15 protein-coding genes are annotated in these 16,764 nt (G+C 69.0%); 9 read left to right on the top strand and 6 right to left on the bottom strand.

Translation table 11 applies throughout. The features are described from left to right. The first annotated feature begins 94 nt into the window (after nucleotides 1-94). From A8G18_RS17780 to A8G18_RS17745, 8 genes are all read left to right on the top strand, one after another. Nucleotides 95-643 carry an Rv1476 family membrane protein gene (locus tag A8G18_RS17780; protein WP_242496709.1) on the top strand — a complete coding sequence of 183 codons (549 nt, stop codon included), beginning with the start codon at nucleotides 95-97 and terminating at the stop codon, nucleotides 641-643. Between the two features lie 332 nt (nucleotides 644-975). After that, nucleotides 976-2,871: an NlpC/P60 family protein gene (locus tag A8G18_RS17775; protein ID WP_084421925.1), complete on the top strand. Its 1,896-nt coding sequence runs from the start codon at nucleotides 976-978 to the stop codon at nucleotides 2,869-2,871. Nucleotides 2,872-3,041: 170 nt separating this feature from the next. Further along, nucleotides 3,042-4,322 carry an AAA family ATPase gene (locus A8G18_RS17770; RefSeq protein WP_115311449.1) on the top strand — a complete coding sequence of 427 codons (1,281 nt, stop codon included), beginning with the start codon at nucleotides 3,042-3,044 and terminating at the stop codon, nucleotides 4,320-4,322. Further along, complete coding sequence (locus A8G18_RS17765; protein ID WP_016934892.1) at nucleotides 4,319-5,278, top strand: DUF58 domain-containing protein; 960 nt, start codon at nucleotides 4,319-4,321, stop codon at nucleotides 5,276-5,278. Before A8G18_RS17770 ends, A8G18_RS17765 begins: the two co-directional genes overlap by 4 nt. After that, nucleotides 5,275-6,255, top strand: a complete 981-nt coding sequence (locus A8G18_RS17760) for a VWA domain-containing protein (protein WP_064064884.1) — start codon at nucleotides 5,275-5,277, stop codon at nucleotides 6,253-6,255. Before A8G18_RS17765 ends, A8G18_RS17760 begins: the two co-directional genes overlap by 4 nt. Before the next feature lie 65 nt (nucleotides 6,256-6,320). Continuing rightward, a complete protein-coding gene (fabG1, locus tag A8G18_RS17755; RefSeq protein WP_064064883.1) occupies nucleotides 6,321-7,070 on the top strand; it encodes a 3-oxoacyl-ACP reductase FabG1 in 750 nt (249 codons plus the stop codon). 67 nt (nucleotides 7,071-7,137) lie between these two features. After that, complete coding sequence (inhA, locus tag A8G18_RS17750; RefSeq protein WP_016935267.1) at nucleotides 7,138-7,944, top strand: NADH-dependent enoyl-ACP reductase InhA; 807 nt, start codon at nucleotides 7,138-7,140, stop codon at nucleotides 7,942-7,944. Between the two features lie 22 nt (nucleotides 7,945-7,966). After that, nucleotides 7,967-9,037, top strand: coding sequence for a ferrochelatase (locus A8G18_RS17745; protein WP_064064882.1), 1,071 nt, complete (start codon nucleotides 7,967-7,969; stop codon nucleotides 9,035-9,037). 24 nt (nucleotides 9,038-9,061) lie between these two features. Here A8G18_RS17745 and A8G18_RS17740 read toward each other — a convergent pair whose 3' ends face one another. After that, on the bottom strand, nucleotides 9,062-9,742 hold the full coding sequence (locus tag A8G18_RS17740; protein WP_064064991.1) for a winged helix-turn-helix transcriptional regulator: 681 nt from the start codon (nucleotides 9,740-9,742) through the stop codon (nucleotides 9,062-9,064). Between the two features lie 169 nt (nucleotides 9,743-9,911). Between A8G18_RS17740 and A8G18_RS17735 the strand changes: the two genes are divergently transcribed. After that, on the top strand, nucleotides 9,912-10,742 hold the full coding sequence (locus A8G18_RS17735; RefSeq protein ID WP_064064881.1) for a class I SAM-dependent methyltransferase: 831 nt from the start codon (nucleotides 9,912-9,914) through the stop codon (nucleotides 10,740-10,742). On the opposite strand, the gene A8G18_RS17730 is transcribed toward A8G18_RS17735, so the two are convergent. From A8G18_RS17730 to A8G18_RS22605, 5 genes are read right to left on the bottom strand one after another with little or no spacing between them, the layout of a single operon-like run. Beyond that, on the bottom strand, nucleotides 10,723-11,334 hold the full coding sequence (locus tag A8G18_RS17730; protein WP_016934591.1) for a histidine phosphatase family protein: 612 nt from the start codon (nucleotides 11,332-11,334) through the stop codon (nucleotides 10,723-10,725). The two genes, A8G18_RS17735 and A8G18_RS17730, sit on opposite strands and share 20 nt — an antisense overlap. Then, nucleotides 11,331-12,428 carry an ABC transporter ATP-binding protein gene (locus A8G18_RS17725; RefSeq protein WP_064064880.1) on the bottom strand — a complete coding sequence of 366 codons (1,098 nt, stop codon included), beginning with the start codon at nucleotides 12,426-12,428 and terminating at the stop codon, nucleotides 11,331-11,333. Before A8G18_RS17725 ends, A8G18_RS17730 begins: the two co-directional genes overlap by 4 nt. A 26-nt stretch (nucleotides 12,429-12,454) precedes the next feature. Beyond that, nucleotides 12,455-14,122 carry an ABC transporter permease gene (locus A8G18_RS17720; protein ID WP_172506041.1) on the bottom strand — a complete coding sequence of 556 codons (1,668 nt, stop codon included), beginning with the start codon at nucleotides 14,120-14,122 and terminating at the stop codon, nucleotides 12,455-12,457. Continuing rightward, nucleotides 14,106-15,137: an ABC transporter substrate-binding protein gene (locus A8G18_RS17715; RefSeq protein ID WP_064064879.1), complete on the bottom strand. Its 1,032-nt coding sequence runs from the start codon at nucleotides 15,135-15,137 to the stop codon at nucleotides 14,106-14,108. The genes A8G18_RS17720 and A8G18_RS17715 overlap by 17 nt, the downstream gene beginning before the upstream one ends. A gap of 40 nt (nucleotides 15,138-15,177) precedes the next feature. Continuing rightward, the gene (locus tag A8G18_RS22605; RefSeq protein WP_084421923.1) at nucleotides 15,178-16,671 is read right to left on the bottom strand and encodes a tyrosine-protein phosphatase; all 1,494 of its coding nucleotides are present in this window, start codon (nucleotides 16,669-16,671) and stop codon (nucleotides 15,178-15,180) included. Nucleotides 16,672-16,764: the final 93 nt, after the last annotated feature.

The following is a 16,764-nucleotide window of genomic DNA, read 5'->3' as shown; positions in this document are numbered from 1 at the left end:
GTTCTGCACTGCCGCACGGGTGTGGCGCTTCGTGTCGTTTCCGAGCGGCCGGACCGCCGGTCGCCCGGACTTTGTTCAGTACCACCGGAGAGAGATGTCTGCGCCACTGCTTCGTATACCGGGCCCTGCGCTCACGGATCTGCCTGCCGGGGTCTCCGTCGACAAAGTGCTCGCCGATCTTGCCGACGATCAGGTTGCGGCACCGTCGCAGTACGTCGACGATCTCGTCGCAGAGGTGCAGCGCGCGCACGAGAACGGGATCGACCTGAGTGTGGTCGTACTCGACCGGGACCCGCGTATGGATTCGCAGCTTCGCGACCTCGCGACGGAGGTGGGGGCCGAGGACGGCGGGACCGTGCTGGTCCTCAGCCCCGGCTGGGTCGGGACGTTCAGCGCGGATCTCGACCGGGTCACCCTCGAGGCGGCCCAGGACCGCACATATACCGGCGATCCGGTGGTGTCCACGCGCAACTTCGTCGATTCGGTGCTCGAGCCGTCGCCCCCCTGGACACTGATGACATTGCTGATCGTCGCCGTCGTCGCTCTTGCGGCCGGTGCGACCTTCCTGGCGAAGCGGCGCCGGACGGATGGTGACCAGACCGTTGCCGGAGGTAACGGAATGTCATCGCCCGACGCCTCCTGACGTCTCTTTCCCGTCACCACCGCGGGGTTGTCCGGGCCGCCCGTCCGACGATTCCGCCGAGATCCGGCAGATGATGCCGTTCGGTGTCCTCACGGTGTTCTTCGAACGATCTTCGTGACTGTCATGCGACATACCCCTGTGGTGTCGTACGGTTCTCATGACGCTCTTGGGGAAGGTGTGTCACAACCCGGTTCGTGGGGACGCTGTCCACAGCCGGTGTACGACCGCAGCGTGTGAGCCATGGGGTACCCACGGCTGACCGATGCTGCCTGCCTTCCTCGGGTCGTCCGGCCGGATGCCTTGGCCACCAGGTGCGATCGAGGGAGACGCAAGTGAGACGGTTCGGTATCCACGGGGGGATTCCGCGACGGTCGGGGCCGGACGGTGCCGGCCGGGCGCTCACTGCAGGCCCTCGGCCCGACAGTCCGACGCCCCGCCGTACCCCGCGGGCGCGCACCGGCACGCTGCTCGCCGGTTTGGGACTGGTCACAGCCGTACTTCTCACCGTCTCCACGACGGCCTCTGCCGCGCCGCCCCCGCCGCCGAACCCGTCCGACGCGGAGATCGATCGCGCAGGAGCGGCCGTGGCGGCCAATATCGATCGGGTCGGGCAACTGATCGTCCGGATCGCCGACGCCGATCAGCAACTCGCCGAGCTCGACGCGCAGGTCGCGATCCGACGCGAGGATGTCAACCGGGCCCTTGTCGACCTGCAGAACGCGCGCGATGCGGCAGATCTCGCCGAACGGGTGGTCGCGGATTCCCGTCGTGCACTCGACGACGCCGCCGATCGGATCGCCGCCGCGCAGCAGAACTTCGACGCGTTCGTCCGCGACAGCTACACACGCGGCGCCAATTCGGTGTCCCTCGCGGCCTTCCTCGACGTCGACGGTCCCGACGACCTGCTCGACCGTGCCCAGGTGATGCGGGTGCTCTCCGCCGGGCGTACCGCCGTGCTCGACGCGCTCCAGCGCGCCCGGGCCACGGAGGCCAACTCCCACTCGCGGGCGCGGGCGGCCAAGCTCGAGGCCGACGCGGCTGCGGATGCGGCCGAACAACGCAAGGCCGAAGCGGAGGCCGCGATCGCGGTCGCCCGTGCCGAACTCGGCCGGCAGGCCGCCGAGAAGTCGCGCATCGAGCAGGAACGTGCGGGCGCCCAGAGCGAGCTCGACACGGCCCGTGTGAACGTCGCCGGACTCGAGGGGCAACGCGCGCAGTATCTCGACTGGGATCGTCGCCGTGCAGCCGAGGAAGCGGCTGCCGCGGCGGCTGCCGAGGCGGCGCGGGTCGCGGCTGCGGGGGCGGCCGAGCGTGTCGCGGCCGACGCTGCAGCCCGGGCACGTGCGGCGGAACTCGCCAACGGCCGCCGCCCCCACACCCTGGTCGAGGAGTCACCCGCGGCGACCGACGGCGACGTCGCGTTGCCGGATGTCACCACCGAGTCCGGGGCACCCCAGGACGACGGCACCGGTACGGGTACGGATTTGCCGGACTACACCGAGGGTGGGACCGTCCCGGACTACACGGACGACGACACGGACGGTGGGACCGTCCCGGACGATACGGGTGGTGGCACCGTCCCGGACGACACCGAGGGTGGGACCGTCCCGGACGACACGGACGGCGGCACCGTTCCCGACGTGGACGACGGCACCGGTAGCGACGACGGCGGGATCGACTGGGACAACCCGGATCCGGGCGACCCCGTCGTGGAGAGCCCGGGATCCGGCACCGGCGGAACGGGCTCCCGTCCTTCCACATCTGATTCGCCGCCTCGCGCCCCGTCCCGTCCGAGCGTCACCGGTCCTGCCGCGGTGGAGGTCGTCATCGACCGCGCGATGTCCCAGATCGGCGTGCCCTACGCCTGGGGCGGCGGGAACGAGAACGGACCGACCCGCGGTATCCGCGACGGCGGTGTCGCCGATGTCCACGGCGACTACGCCAAGGTCGGCTTCGACTGTTCCGGACTGATGATCTATGCGTTCGCGGGCATCGGCGTCTCGCTACCGCACTACACCGGCTACCAGTACACGGCAGGCTCACAGATCCCGTCGTCGCAGATGAGACGGGGCGACATGATCTTCTACGGACCCAACGCCAGTCAGCACGTCGCGCTGTACCTCGGTGACGGACAGATGCTCGAGGCGCCGCAGTCGGGGTCGTACGTGAAGATCTCGCCGGTACGCTGGGGCGGCATGACACCGTACGTGGTGCGCATGGTGTCGTGAGGGCGAGGTTTGCCGCGGCCCTCGTGCCGCCGAGGACAGGCGCCCATCCGGTCGATCCGGGTGCGTCTCCCGGTCGGTGCAGGGGTGACGACACACCGAGCCGGCACCTGCAATAGTGGTGCAGCAGGTGTTTCCAACGGAGCGACGTAGGCGAAAGCGGTGGATTGTCGGTGACCTCACGCGAGGGTGGAACGTCCGGTTCGGCAACGCCGGGCAACCAGGGTGGCAACGACGGGCGGAAGAACAACCAGGCTGCGGCGGGTGCTGCGCCGGCGCCGAAGACGACCGGCGTGAACATCTCACCGGCACCGCGGGCGTCCGGTGTGAATACCCGTGAGCCCGGCGGCGACGCCCCTGCGAAGGCGTACGACCCGGCCGACGACGTCCGTCTCCTCGAACGGGCCGTCTACGAGGTCAAACGCGTGATCGTGGGCCAGGACCTGCTGGTGGAGCGGATGCTCGTCGGTGTTCTCGCCCGCGGCCACGTGCTGCTCGAAGGTGTGCCGGGCGTGGCGAAGACGCTGGCCGTCGAAACTTTCGCGAAGGTCGTCGGCGGGTCCTTCTCCCGGGTGCAGTTCACTCCGGACCTCGTGCCGACCGACCTCGTCGGTACTCGCATCTACCGTCAGGGACGCGAGGAGTTCGACACCGAACTCGGCCCTGTCGTTGCGAACTTCGTGCTCGCCGACGAGATCAACCGCGCGCCGGCGAAGGTGCAGTCGGCTCTGCTCGAGGTGATGGCCGAACGGCACGTCACCATCGGCGGGAAGACCTTCCCGATGCCTGAGCCGTTCCTCGTGATGGCAACCCAGAACCCCATCGAGAACGAGGGTGTCTATCCGCTGCCGGAAGCGCAGCGCGACCGCTTCCTGTTCAAGGTCCTCGTCGACTATCCGACGGTGGAGGAGGAGCGCGAGATCGTCTACCGGATGGGCGTCGCCGCTCCGGAGCCGAAGCAGGTGCTCGACAACGAGCAGCTCCTGCGCCTGCAGAAGATCGCCGGACGTGTCTTCGTCCACCACGCGCTGGTCGACTACGTCGTGCGTGTCATCTTCGCGACGCGGCAGCCCACCGAACTCGGGCTGCACGACGTGCAGGGCTGGATCGCCTACGGCGCATCGCCCCGAGCGACGCTGGGCATCATCTCCTCGGCACGTGCCCTCGCACTCGTGCGGGGCCGCGACTACGTGGTGCCGCAGGACATCGTCGACGTCATCCCCGATGTGCTCCGTCACCGTCTGGTGCTGTCCTACGACGCGCTCGCGGACGATGTCTCCGCGGATCAGATCATCACCCGAATCCTGCAGACGGTCGGCCTTCCGCAGGTCGCGCCGCAGGCGAACGCACCCGTGCCGTCGGCGACACCGGCTCCCGTCGATCCGCGGTCCGCGGCCGGCCCGCAGACACCCGTCGGTGCGCCCGGTCCGCAGGGAGGTGCGGGCGCGCGGTGAGCACACGTCCTCACGACGGGTCTCCACCGCGGTTCAGATCCGGTGAACTGCGCGATCCCGCGCTCACCGCCGCGCTCCGCACCCTCGAGCTGACCGTGCGGCGCCGTCTCGACGGTGTCCTGCACGGCGATCACCTCGGTCTGATCCCGGGGCCGGGTTCCGAACCGGGCGACGCCCGGGAGTACCAGCCGGGCGACGACGTGCGGCAGATGGACTGGTCGGTCACCGCGCGCACCACGCATCCGCATGTGCGTCAGACCGTCGCCGATCGCGAACTCGAGACGTGGCTCGCGATCGACCTGTCGGCCAGCCTGGACTTCGGTACCGGTCTGTGCGAGAAGCGCGATCTGGTGGTCGCGGCGGTGGCCGCGCTGGCGCACCTGACCACCGGCGGCGGAAACCGGATCGGGGCGGTGGTCTCCACCGGCAGCGAGACGGTCCGCGTCCCCGCGCGTGGCGGACGGCTGCATGCCCAGTCGCTGTTGCGGACGGTCGCGACCACCCCGCATCCGCCGGACGGGACCCGTGGTGATCTCCGAGGCGTCGTCGAGGCGCTGCGACGCCCTCAGCGCCGCCGGGGGCTCGCCGTCGTGGTGAGCGACTTCCTCGGTCCGCTCGACTGGGAGAGGTCCCTGCGGGCACTGTCCGGCCGTCACGAACTCCTCGCCGTGGAAATCCTCGACCGCCGCGACCTCGAACTGCCCGATCTGGGCGATGTGGTCCTCCACGACCCGGAGACGGGCCGCACCCGCGAGTTTACGACCACTCCGGAACTGCGGGCCGACTACGCGCAGGCGGCCGCCGAGCATCGGGCGGCCGTGCACCAGGCGCTGCGCAGCTGTGGTGCGCCCGTCCTGACCCTGCACACCGACCGCGACTGGATCGGCGATGTCGTGCGGTTCGTCGCGGCGCGTCGGCACAGCTACGGCGTACCCGCACGGCAGGGGGGACGATGAGCCTGTCCGGATTCACCTCACCGTGGTGGTTGCTGCTGCTGCTCGTCGTCGCTGCCCTCGGGGGCGCGTACGTGCTGGTCCAGCGTCGGCGCCAGGCGAACACGCTGCGCTTCACGAATCTCGAACTGCTCGAGAAGGTCGCTCCCGCCCGTCCCGGACGCGCCCGGCACATTCCGGTCGCCCTGCTGCTCGTGGGCCTGGTCTTCCTCACGGTGGCGCTCGCCGGTCCCACCGCCGAGCAGCGGGTACCGCGCAACCGGGCCACGGTCGTGCTCGTCATCGACGTGTCGCTGTCGATGGAGGCCACCGATGTCGCGCCCACCCGCCTGGCGGCGGCGCAGGAAGCCGCCAAGCAGTTCGCCGACGACCTGACGCCCGGCATCAACCTCGGTCTCGTCGCGTTCTCGGGTACCGCCTCGGTTCTGGTCTCACCGACCACCAACCGCGAGGCGACCAAGTCCGCGATCGACAACCTGCAGCTGAGCGAACGCACCGCGACCGGCGAGGCGATCTTCACGGCGATGCAGTCGATCGACACGCTCGCCGCGGTACTCGGCGGCAGCGACCAGGCGCCGCCCGCGCGGATCGTGCTCCTGTCCGACGGCAAGCAGACCGTGCCCGAGAGTCCCGACGATCCGCGCGGCGGGTTCACCGCGGCACGACAGGCCGCGGAGAAGGGCATCCCGGTCTCGACGATCTCGTTCGGCACGCAGACGGGAACCGTCACCATCGAGGACGATCGGATCCCCGTGCCCGTCGACGATCCGTCGCTCAAGGAGATCGCCAATCTCTCGGGCGGCAGCTTCTTCACCGCGGCGAGCCTCGAGGAACTCGAAGATGCCTACGACACGCTCGAGGAGCAGATCGGCTTCGAGACGACCCGCGGCGACGCGAGCCGTCCCTGGCTCATGCTCGGAGCGCTCTCGGTGATCGCGGGACTCGGCGCGGCGATGGTGCTGCGCCAGCGGCTGCCCTGATCCGCATTGTGCGCCTTCACGGAGCGTTTTCCGTCCTGGGCCGGCCACCAGATAGGTTGGAACGCATGACTGACGCAGAAAGTGCCGCAGCGTCCACGCGTGCGGGTGCCACCCCTCGATCCGTGCTCGTCACGGGTGGAAACCGCGGGATCGGCCTTGCCGTCGCCCGTCGGCTGCAGGCGGACGGCCACAAGGTCGCCGTCACCCATCGCGGTTCGGGTGCGCCCGACGGCCTGTTCGGTGTGCGGTGCGACGTCACCGACGCCGATTCGGTCGATGCCGCGTTCGCAGAGGTCGAGGATCATCAGGGTCCTGTCGAGGTGCTCGTGGCGAACGCCGGCATCACCGACGACACCCTGCTGATGCGCATGACCGAGGACCAGTTCACCTCGGTCATCGACGCGAACCTCACCGGCGCCTTCCGATGTGCCAAGCGCGCGAACCGCGCGATGCTGCGTGGCCGCTGGGGCCGCATGATCTTCCTCGGCTCGGTGGTCGGTCTCGCGGGCCAGGCCGGTCAGATCAACTACGCATCCTCGAAGGCCGGTGTCATCGGTCTCGCCCGCTCCGTCACTCGCGAACTCGGTTCGCGCTCGATCACGGCCAATGTCGTCGCCCCCGGTTTCATCGAGACGGACATGACCGCTGATCTGTCCGACGACCTGCGTGAGACCGCGAAGAAGTTCATCCCGCTGCAGCGCCTGGGCAGGCCCGAGGATGTCGCAGCCGTCGTCAGCTTCCTCGCTTCCGACGACTCCGCCTACGTCTCCGGCGCCGTGATCCCGGTCGACGGCGGCATGGGCATGGGCCACTGACGGTCCGGCGAACCATACCGCGGTCGCACCGACCACATCCGAATCTCACTGGAGGACCGACACACTCATGGGCGGACTGCTCGAGGGCAAGACCATTCTCGTCACCGGCATCATCACCGATGCCTCCATCGCCTTCCACACCGCGAAGGTCGCGCAGGAACAGGGCGCGAAGGTGATCATCACCGGTTTCGAACGTCTCCGGTTGATCGACCGGATCGCGCAGCGTCTCCCGCAGCCTGTGCCGCCGGCGATCAGCCTCGACGTGCAGAACCAGGAGGATCTCGACGGTCTCGCCGACAAGATCCGCGAACTCGCACCGGAAGGAATCGACGGTGTCGTCCATTCCATCGGTTTCGCGCCCCGATCGTGCCTGGGCAGCCCCTTCCTCGACGCGCCGTGGACGGACGTCGCGGTGGCACTCGAGGTGTCGGCCTACTCGTACGGTGCGCTCGCCAAGGCCGTCCTTCCCGTGATGAACGAGGGCGGTTCGATCGTGGGAATGGATTTCGATCCGTCCCGGGCCGTGCCGTTCTACAACTGGATGGGTGTCTCCAAGGCGACGCTCGAGTCGGTGAACCGTTACGTGGCCAAGGAGGTCGGCCCGCGCGGTATCCGGTCCAATCTCGTCGCCGCCGGCCCGATCAAGACGCTCGCCGCGAAGGCCATCGCCGGCGACGCGACCGGTCCGGGCGCCGAGATGAACCGGCTCAACGAGGGTTGGTCGGCCGCGTCCCCGATCGGCTGGGACGTCGATGATCCGACGCCTGTGGCGAAGACCGTGTGTGCGGTGCTGTCCGACTGGCTACCCGGGACGACGGGTTCCATCGTCTACGTCGACGGCGGGTTCCACTCCCAGGTCGGCTTCGGCGGCTGACCGCACCACGGAAGGCATTTCGATGACGAACACCCCCGAGGCGTACGACGCGCTGATGCTGTTGTCGTTCGGCGGACCGGAAGGTCCCGACGACGTGCGGCCGTTTCTCGAGAACGTCACCCGCGGGCGAGGTATCCCCCCGGAACGGCTCGACGAGGTCGCGCAGCATTACCTGCATTTCGGGGGTGTCTCGCCGATCAATGCCCTCAACCGGGCGATCATCGATGCCGTGCGCGTCGAGTTCGACGCGCACGGCATCGAACTGCCGATCTACTTCGGCAACCGCAACTGGCATCCCATGGTCGAGGACACCGTCACCCGGATGCGCGACGACGGGATCCGCAACGCGCTGGTGTTCGCGACGTCCGCCTGGGGCGGTTACTCGGGATGCCGGCAGTACCACGAGGACATCGCGCGGGCTCGGGACGCCGTCGAGAACGCTCCGCAGCTGACGAAGCTGCGGCACTTCTACGATCACCCGCTGTTCGTCGACGCCGTCACCGATGCGGTGCGCGCAGCGCGCGTCGAACTCGCGGACGAGGTGCGCGACTCCGCACGCGTGGTCTTCACGGCCCACTCCGTCCCGAGTTCCTTCGACGCGACGGGTGGTCCGCCGGAGGAAGGCGGACATCTCTACAGTCGCCAGGTCGCCGAGGCCGCGCGGCTGGTGGCCGAGGCGCTCGGCGAGGACGACTACGACCTGGTGTGGCAGTCGCGGTCGGGTCCGCCGCGGGTGCCGTGGCTCGAACCCGACATCGTCGACCATATCGAGGCCCTGCACGAACGCGGCGTGGCTGCGGTCGTGGTCGTGCCGGTCGGATTCGTCTCCGACCACCTCGAGGTCGTGTGGGATCTCGACACCGAAGCCCGCGACCGCGCCGCCGAGCTGGGCATGGGCTTCTCGCGCGCGGCCACGGCCGGAACCGACCCGCGCTTCGCTCGACTCGTCCGCGAACTCGTCGACGAACGGCGCGACGGGGTCACCGCCCGCCGCTGCGGCACCGAACCGCTGCTCGGAGCCGGGTGCAACGGGAGCCTGTGCGCCGTCGGGTGCTGCGAGCCGCCGAAACGCCCGGCCCGGCCCGCCGACTGATCTGGACTGATCTGTCGCACCGCCTCATCCGGCGGGTTGTCCGGCCGGTACGGCGAGGGGAAAGCGGAACCAGCGCGGCAGAGACCGACGCAGGACGCTCGGCCCGTCGACGACGACGGTGCCCGAACGCACGGCGTCCGACCAGGTGGCTTCGCCGCGCCGGATCTCGGTCAGCTCCCGCAACCCGGCCGTCACCCGGACCGAGACCTCGAATCCCGGGTTCTCGTCGCATACGTCGACCTCGTGGGGACCGATGACGAGCCACCACCGGCGCGCCGCGTGGGTGACCGCTGGGAAGACGAACTCGACGACCGTCCGTGATCCCGGCACGGCGGCACGGTCGACGTGCCGGTGCATGTCCCACATCAGCAGCCTCGGATCGAGATCGGCGTCGCCGAGCCTGCCGGTCCAGCGCGTCCCCCAGGCGCCGAGCGCGTCGACGACGGTCTCGAGGTCGCGTCCTGCGGGTGTGAGCACGTACCGGACGTCGGTTCCGTCCTCGAGGCGCTGCACGATGCCCGCCGCCGCGAGCCCGTGCAACCGCTTCGACAACAGCGTCGGTGACATGCGGGGCAGGCCCCGTCGGAGGTCGTTGAACCGTTCGCTGCCGAGCACGAGTTCGCGCACCACGAGCAGCGTCCACCTCTCGTCGAACAGTTCCATCGCCTTGGCGACGGGACAGAACTGCTGGTAGGGCGGGCCCATGATCGGATAGTAGGCCGGTCGGACCGCCGCGACCAGCACGAACGGACGGCGATGCGGTACAGATTGTGTACTGGAGGACACCGTCCCGGCCTTCCTACAGTCGATCTGTGACCCGGGGCCGCCGCCCGACGGTGCCGAAGCCGGGTCCCTCGACAGGAGGAATCCTCTGATGACCGACATCTCCACGACACACGACGCCGATCGCGTCCTCAAGGCCAAGCACCGGGCGATGTGGGCACTCGGCGACTATCCGGCGGTGGCGACACAGGTCATCGCCGAACTCGGACCCGCACTCGTGTCCGCAACCGGAATCGGTCCGGACGACCGCGTCCTGGACATCGCCGCGGGGTCCGGCAACGCCTCGATTCCGGCCGCGCTCACCGGAGCGACGGTCGTCGCCACCGACCTGACACCGGAACTGTTCGAGGTCGGTCGGCGTGACGCCGAGGCGGCCGGTGCGGATCTCGACTGGCAGGAGGCGGACGCCGAAGCGCTCCCGTTCGACGATGCGAGCTTCGACGCCGTGATCTCCTGCGTCGGAGTGATGTTCGCGCCCTACCACCGAGCCGCCGCCGACCAGCTGCTCCGGGTGACACGGCCGGGTGGCCGAATCGGCCTGCTGAGCTGGACACCGGGTGGCTTCATCGGACAGATGTTCGCGACGATGAAACCGTATGCGCCGCCGCCTCCTCCGGGCGCGCAACCGCCACCGCTGTGGGGCGACGAGGTGCACGTACGAGAACTGATCGGCGATCGCGTCACCGACCTGCAGGCACGCACCGAGAATCTCCGCGTCGAGTGCTTCGCGACCGGTGCGGACTTCCGGGACTTCTTCAAGGCCGCATACGGTCCCACGATCGCGGTGTACCGCAACATCGCCGACGATCAGGAGCGGGTCGCGTCCCTCGATCGTGAGCTCCTCGAACTCGCCCAGCGTCACGATCTCGGTGGCGGAGCGATGGACTGGGAATACCTGCTGGTCACCGCGCAGCGGAGCTGACCCGCCCCGCGCGGGCGTCCGGGTCCGGTGGCGCGGTGCGGTTGACCGATCGCACCACCCACCGGCCGGACCATTCGAGTTCGCTCACGGCGCCGTTGACGATGCGCGGCGCGGGTTCCGGTGACAACCGGTCGAGTACAGCGCGGATCAGTGCGCCGTGCGAGACGACCACGATCCGGCAGCCGGGGTGCATCGCGGCAGCGACGTCGAGTGCGCGTACGCCTCTCGTGGCGACTGCCCCCAGGGGTTCGAGTCCGGGGAAATTCCCGCCGGGCCAGCGCGCCTCGGCGTCCTCCCGGGTCGAGCCCTCGGCATCGCCGTAGGTACGTTCGGCCAGATCCGGAATCGTTCCGGACATCCCGATGCACAGATGGGCGGCCACGATTCGGCCGGTGTCGTACGCGCGTGACAGCGGCGAGGACACAACGGTGTCCCAGCCGGTGGGGTCGAGGAGGTCGAGTAGGCGCGCGGCGCCCCGTGCCTGCTCCCGGCCGACCTCGTCGAGTGGGACGTCGGTGCTGCCCTGCAGCAGGCCGCGCCGATTCCAGTCGGTACGCCCGTGCCGTACGAGAGCCAGTCGGGTGGTGTTCATCGACCCACCCCGGACAACACGTTCGCGTCCTCGTCGGTCGTCACCCTGCCGGTCGACGGGTAGAACAACGCGCGGTGGACGGACACTCCCACGCGGTCTCCGACCGCCGGACGTAACCCTGCGACGGCACAACGGAATTCGATACCGTGGCACGAGACGACGACGTCGCTGGCATCGCGTCCGAACAGCGACGACATCACGATGCCCTGCCTCGGCGCGTCCTGTGGTGCCGTCAACGTGATGTCGCCGGGAAGAACTGCGAGAGTGCCCGGCCCGGAGGCATCGTCCGGAATCGCATCCGGTCGCAGCCGGACGGCACCGTCGTCGCTGACGAAGCCGTCCGCCGACACGCTTCCGGTCAGCAGATTCGCATCCGACAAGAACGAGGCGACGAAGGCGGACCGCGGGCGGAGCACGAGATCCTCGGGTGTGCCGATCTGCAGGATCCGGCCGTGGTCGAGCACCACGACGCGGTCGGCGAGCGCCAGCGCCTCGGCACGATCGTGTGTCACGTGGACGACCGTGAGTTGCTGGGAGCGGGTGAGGGTGCGCAATTCGAGACGCAACCGGTCGCGGAGCGGCTCGTCGAGGGCGGACAACGCCTCGTCGAGCAACAGAGCGCGGGGCCGGCCGGCAAGTGCGCGCGCGAGCGCCACCCGTTGTCGCTGCCCGCCGGACAGGGTCGCCGGATCCCGCTTCTCCAGACCCGGAAGCCCCACCAGCTCGAGCACCTCGGCGACCCGCGACGCGCGGTGGGCACGCGGGAGCTTCGCGATCTCCAGCGGATACGCGACATTGCGGCCCACGTTCCGGTGCGGCCAGATGGCGTGGTTCTGGAACACCATGCCCAGACGGCGCTTCTCCGGGGGGACACTCCGAGTGCCGTCGGCAACGACGTCTTCACCGAGCCGGATCGTGCCCTCGGTGGGGTCGACAAAGCCGGCCACCGTGCGGAGCAGGGTCGTCTTCCCCGATCCGGACGGACCGACGAGGGCTACGAATTCGCCGTCCCGAACGTCGAGGTCGATGCCGGACAGTCCTGCGGTGCCGTCGGGGAAGCGCAGGTCGACACCGGTCAGGGTGATCGCGGACATGAAAAATTATCCGATCTGTGAGTAGTTCAGCGAGCCGCACGGGAAGCCGTGACCGCACCGAGGCCGGCGATTCCCACGAGCGCGACGAGCAGGGACAATGCCGATGCGGCGTTGTAGTCGCCGGCCTGCTGCAGATTGAAGATCGACACACCCAGCGTCTGGGTGCCCGGCGCGACGAGCAGCACCGACATCGTCAGTTCACGTACCGCGGTCACGGCGACCAGCACGCCTCCGGTCACGGCGGCCGGTACGGTCATCGCCCACGGCACGTCCCGCAGCGCTCGAAGCCGCGACGCGCCGGATGTGCGGGCCACCTCTTCCAGGGACTCGGACGTGGTCGACAGCGGGGCGCGTACGGCCTGGACGACGACTGCGAGGAAAGCCGTCACATAGGCGCAGAGGATCACCCACCGCGTGTCGAACAATCCGGTGTACCGGCCCAGAATGAGCCATCCGACCGCGATGACGAGGCCGGGCACCGCCTGCGGGAGCATCACCGTCAGGTCGAGCCCTGCATTGTCGCGGGATCGGGTGCGCGTGGTGAGCACGCCGATCGCCAGGCCGGCCACCGCGCACACGACGCCTGCGCCGACGGCCAAAATCAGCGAATTCTTCACTCCGACCGAGGTTCCCGGCGCGGTCACGGCCGCAACCATGCTGTCCAGGGTCAAGTTGTCCCAGGTCAGCGGAACGCCCGGCGCCGGTAGCAGCGCCTGCGTCGCGAGAGCCAGGACCGGCAGGACGGTCAGGCCGAGGCCGACGACCCACGCGGCGACACCGGCCGGGACGCGCGCACGCCCGAGCCGGATCTGTCGTCGTGCGGTGACGGCTCCGTCGAGTTGCCGGTGCCGGCGGGACAATCCGCGGTCCGTCACCACGGCGAGCACTGCGAGCGCCAGCAGGGCGACGCCGATGGTGGACACCACCTCGAGGGGACGATCGACCGTCCCCGACTGGATGTACCGGTAGACCATCGTCGACAGGGTCGTGTATCGCTCGGGCAGCCCGACGAGGGCCGGAATGCCGAAGTCGGCGAGGTTGCCCACCGCAGTGAGGGTGAACGCGGCGAGAAGTGCCGGTCGCAGCAGGGGGATCGTCACGGTGTGCATCGCCTGCCAGGGCGAGGCTCCGCCGATGCGCGCCACCTGCTCGAGGTCTCCGGGGATCCTGCGTAGCGCGGTCGAAATGATGAGATATGCCATCGGATAGGAGTGCACCGTCAGGAGGAACACCACCCCGTCGCCCCCGTAGATGTTCCAGAGCGGGCCTCCGACGTGGTCGGTCCAGAAGCGGTTGACCATTCCGCTGGGGCCGAGCAGCCCCGTCCAGGCGATGGCACCGACGAACGGCGGAATCAACAGGGGCGACAGCATGATCAGGCGGAGGGAGCCTCGGCCGGGTAGATCGGTACGGTCGAGGAACAACGCCATCGCGGTGGCCAGGACGACGGCGAACAACGCCGAGCATCCCGCCGAGACGACGCTGTTGATCGCGGCCCCGGCGATATCGTCGTCGAGGAGTTGCCCGATGTGCCGCCCGTTCGCGCCGAGCGCCACCACGGTCGCGAGTGGGGCGATGATCGCGGCGGCGACGAACACCCACACCGCGACCCGCACACCGAGGACGGGATCGGCCCGCCGCCCGGAGGGCATGCGGGCGGCGGGCCGAGTGCGGAGGTCAGCCGACGAGGTCATCGAACTTCCGGACAGCCTCGTCCTGGGTGTCCGTGATCGTCTGGAGGTCCGGTGTCAGCAGCGTGAGTTCGGACAGGGCGGGAGCACCGGCAGGTGTGCCCACGTCGTCCCGCACCGGAAGATACTGCTGTGAGACCGCGATTTCCTGCCCCTTCCTGCTCACGAGGAAATCGACGAACTTCTGGGCGGCTTCGGTCCGGTCGGAGTCGGTGAAGATGCCGGCGGGCTGGGTGATGTACGGGACACCGTCGGTGGGATAGGACACCGCGATCGGAGATCCCTTCGCGGCGAGTTCGCGGACGAGATAGTCGACGACGATGCCGACCGGTTGCGTCCCGGCCGCGACCGCCTGGCCGACCGGGCCGTTGCTCTCGGCGACGACGGGCTCGTTCGCGGCAAGACCGGCGAGCCACTGCTCGCCGAGCTCGGAGGTGTCGAGCCAGACGGCGGTGTTGAACGCCGCAGCACCCGAGACGTTCGGGTTCGGCAGGGTGATGCGTCCGAGATAGCCCGGATCGGTGAGCTCCTTCCACGAGGTCGGGGGCGTCTCGATGGCCGTCGTGTTGTAGGCGATGACGGTCGGGATGATCCGCGTGCCGACGTAATAGCCCTCCGGGTCGACGACATCGGGATTCAGCGCGTTCGACTCGGTGGGTGTGTACTGCTGCAGGAGCCCTTCGGATTTGTAGCCTTCGAAGGTCGGGGCGTCGGCGGCGAGCAGCACGTCCGCGCCGATCTCACCGGTGGTGCGTTCGGCCTCGATCCGAGCCGTCAGGTCACCGGTGCCGGCCCGGAAGATCTCGACACCGATACCTGTCTCATCGGTGAATACTGCGGCGATCTCGTCGATCTTGGCCTGTGGTTCGGAAGTGTAGACCGTGATGGTCTGCGCGTCGCCGGTGGACGAACCGGTCTGCTCCGAATCGGAGGCGGCCGGCTCCGAGCAGGCCGCGAGGGCGAATGCGGCGACCGTGCCGAGCGCGGCAACCGACACGAGACGGGGAAGGGATGTCACTTGTGCTCCTGTGATGGGACGACGGGGAGGGAGATGAGGATCAGGAGGCGACGGTGAGCGTAGGGCTCGACCGGAACAGCACCTCGGGGGTGCGCAGTGCCACGGGTAGGGCACGGACACCGGAACGGGAACACTGCACGAGCGAGTAGGCAGGGTCGTCGAAGGCGACGAGGGAGTCCCCCGGCGTTCCGATGTCCTGCAGGTAGGCCAGAGAGCCGCCGACCCAGACGGGGACCCCCGCGAACACACCGGCCATCGGGTGATGGAAATGGCCGGCGAGGATCGCGGTGACATCGGAACCATGCAGTACCGCGGCGAATTCGTCGGCGCGGGCGAGTTCACGGCCCGTCAACGTGGCGGCAGGCGACGGAACCGGCGGATGGTGCATCACGACCACCGTCCCGTACGGAGCCGGAGTCGCGAGTTCGTGCGACAACCGCTCGAGCTCGTCCGATGAGAGCGACCCCGGACTCGTGTCGACACCGAGCACCCGGAACCCTCGAAGGTGTTCCTCAGGATTCGTGCCGAACACCGACGCGAAGGCGACCGGGTCGTCGTGGTTGCCCGGCACCGTGAGCACCGGGCACTGCAGACGCGTGCGGATCTCGTCGAAGACCGCAGCGAGTCGCGGATAGGTGGAGGCCGCCCGCCGATGTGCGAGATCACCTGTGACGACCACGATGTCCGGCCGTAGACGCGACGTCGAGGCTCCCTCGATCACCGCACGGAGACGTCCCACGCCGTCGACACCGAAGAAGAATTCTTCGGTACCGCGCCCTGAGGGGTCCTCGGTACCGCGTGCATGGACGTCGCTCAGGTGCAACACCGTCAGTTCCGGTTCGCCGAGCAGGCGGGTTCGCAGAGCAGCGAGATCGTCCGCGGTGAAGCCGTGGGCATCGAGATATCCCGTCACCGACCCGTGTCGCCGACGAATGTGGTCGAGTGCCGACTGCAGGGCCGGGGCCGGGGAATCCAGGTGCAGTTCCACGGATTCCGCGTACTGTGCCGGGTCGAGCGTCAGATCGGAGAGCAGAATCCGCACCGCATTCTCGCGGTACGGTCGCAGCCGAGGCCCCGAGCACGAGTAGTCGTCGAGGATCGCCGAGTCGGGTACTCCGACCGCGGCCGCCGCCACTGCGACGACGAGTCCGGTGCGGTCCTTGCCTGCGGTGCAGTGCACGAGCGCCGGGGCGGGAGAGTACGCGAGGGTCCGGACGGCGTCGGTGAGAGCGGTGCCGCGCTCGTCGAGCAGGGTGCGGTAGATCGCGGTGATCTCACCGCTTCGGGGTGGGCCGGTCGCCGGATCGTAGAGCGGATGGTGCAGGACGTTCCACGATGCGGTGGCCGTGCTCCCCGGTCGCTCGCGGTTGTCCCGCAGATCGATGACCGTTCGGATCCCGATCTGCTCGAGCACCTTCCGCCCTTCGTCCGTCAGGTGGTCGAGCGTGGCGGAACGGAACAGTCGGCCGGGGGCCAGGTACGGCCCCGACACCGAGCGCACATTGAACACACCGTCGACCTCGATGGACTCCACGATTTGCCTCTCTCACCGTTCCACTGCCTCCGGAACACCGTTCCGGCAAGGCATATCGTGGGCGGTTGGATCGAACGTTCGGCCCCTTCGTCC

The sequence above is a fragment of the Rhodococcus gordoniae genome (assembly GCF_001646655.1).
In the GTDB taxonomy this organism is placed as follows: Bacteria; Actinomycetota; Actinomycetes; order Mycobacteriales; family Mycobacteriaceae; genus Rhodococcus; species Rhodococcus gordoniae.
This window is presented reverse-complemented; position numbering and strand designations above follow the sequence as displayed.

Coding starts and splice junctions, on each gene's coding strand:
- A8G18_RS17780 (WP_242496709.1), top strand. CDS start 95: ATGTCTGCGCCACTGCTTCGTATACCGGGCCCTGCGCTCACGGATCTG.
- A8G18_RS17760 (WP_064064884.1), top strand. CDS start 5,275: ATGAGCCTGTCCGGATTCACCTCACCGTGGTGGTTGCTGCTGCTGCTC.
- fabG1 (WP_064064883.1), top strand. CDS start 6,321: ATGACTGACGCAGAAAGTGCCGCAGCGTCCACGCGTGCGGGTGCCACC.
- inhA (WP_016935267.1), top strand. CDS start 7,138: ATGGGCGGACTGCTCGAGGGCAAGACCATTCTCGTCACCGGCATCATC.
- A8G18_RS17745 (WP_064064882.1), top strand. CDS start 7,967: ATGACGAACACCCCCGAGGCGTACGACGCGCTGATGCTGTTGTCGTTC.
- A8G18_RS17740 (WP_064064991.1), bottom strand. CDS start 9,742: ATGGGCCCGCCCTACCAGCAGTTCTGTCCCGTCGCCAAGGCGATGGAA.
- A8G18_RS17735 (WP_064064881.1), top strand. CDS start 9,912: ATGACCGACATCTCCACGACACACGACGCCGATCGCGTCCTCAAGGCC.
- A8G18_RS17730 (WP_016934591.1), bottom strand. CDS start 11,334: ATGAACACCACCCGACTGGCTCTCGTACGGCACGGGCGTACCGACTGG.
- A8G18_RS17725 (WP_064064880.1), bottom strand. CDS start 12,428: ATGTCCGCGATCACCCTGACCGGTGTCGACCTGCGCTTCCCCGACGGC.
- A8G18_RS17720 (WP_172506041.1), bottom strand. CDS start 14,122: ATGACCTCGTCGGCTGACCTCCGCACTCGGCCCGCCGCCCGCATGCCC.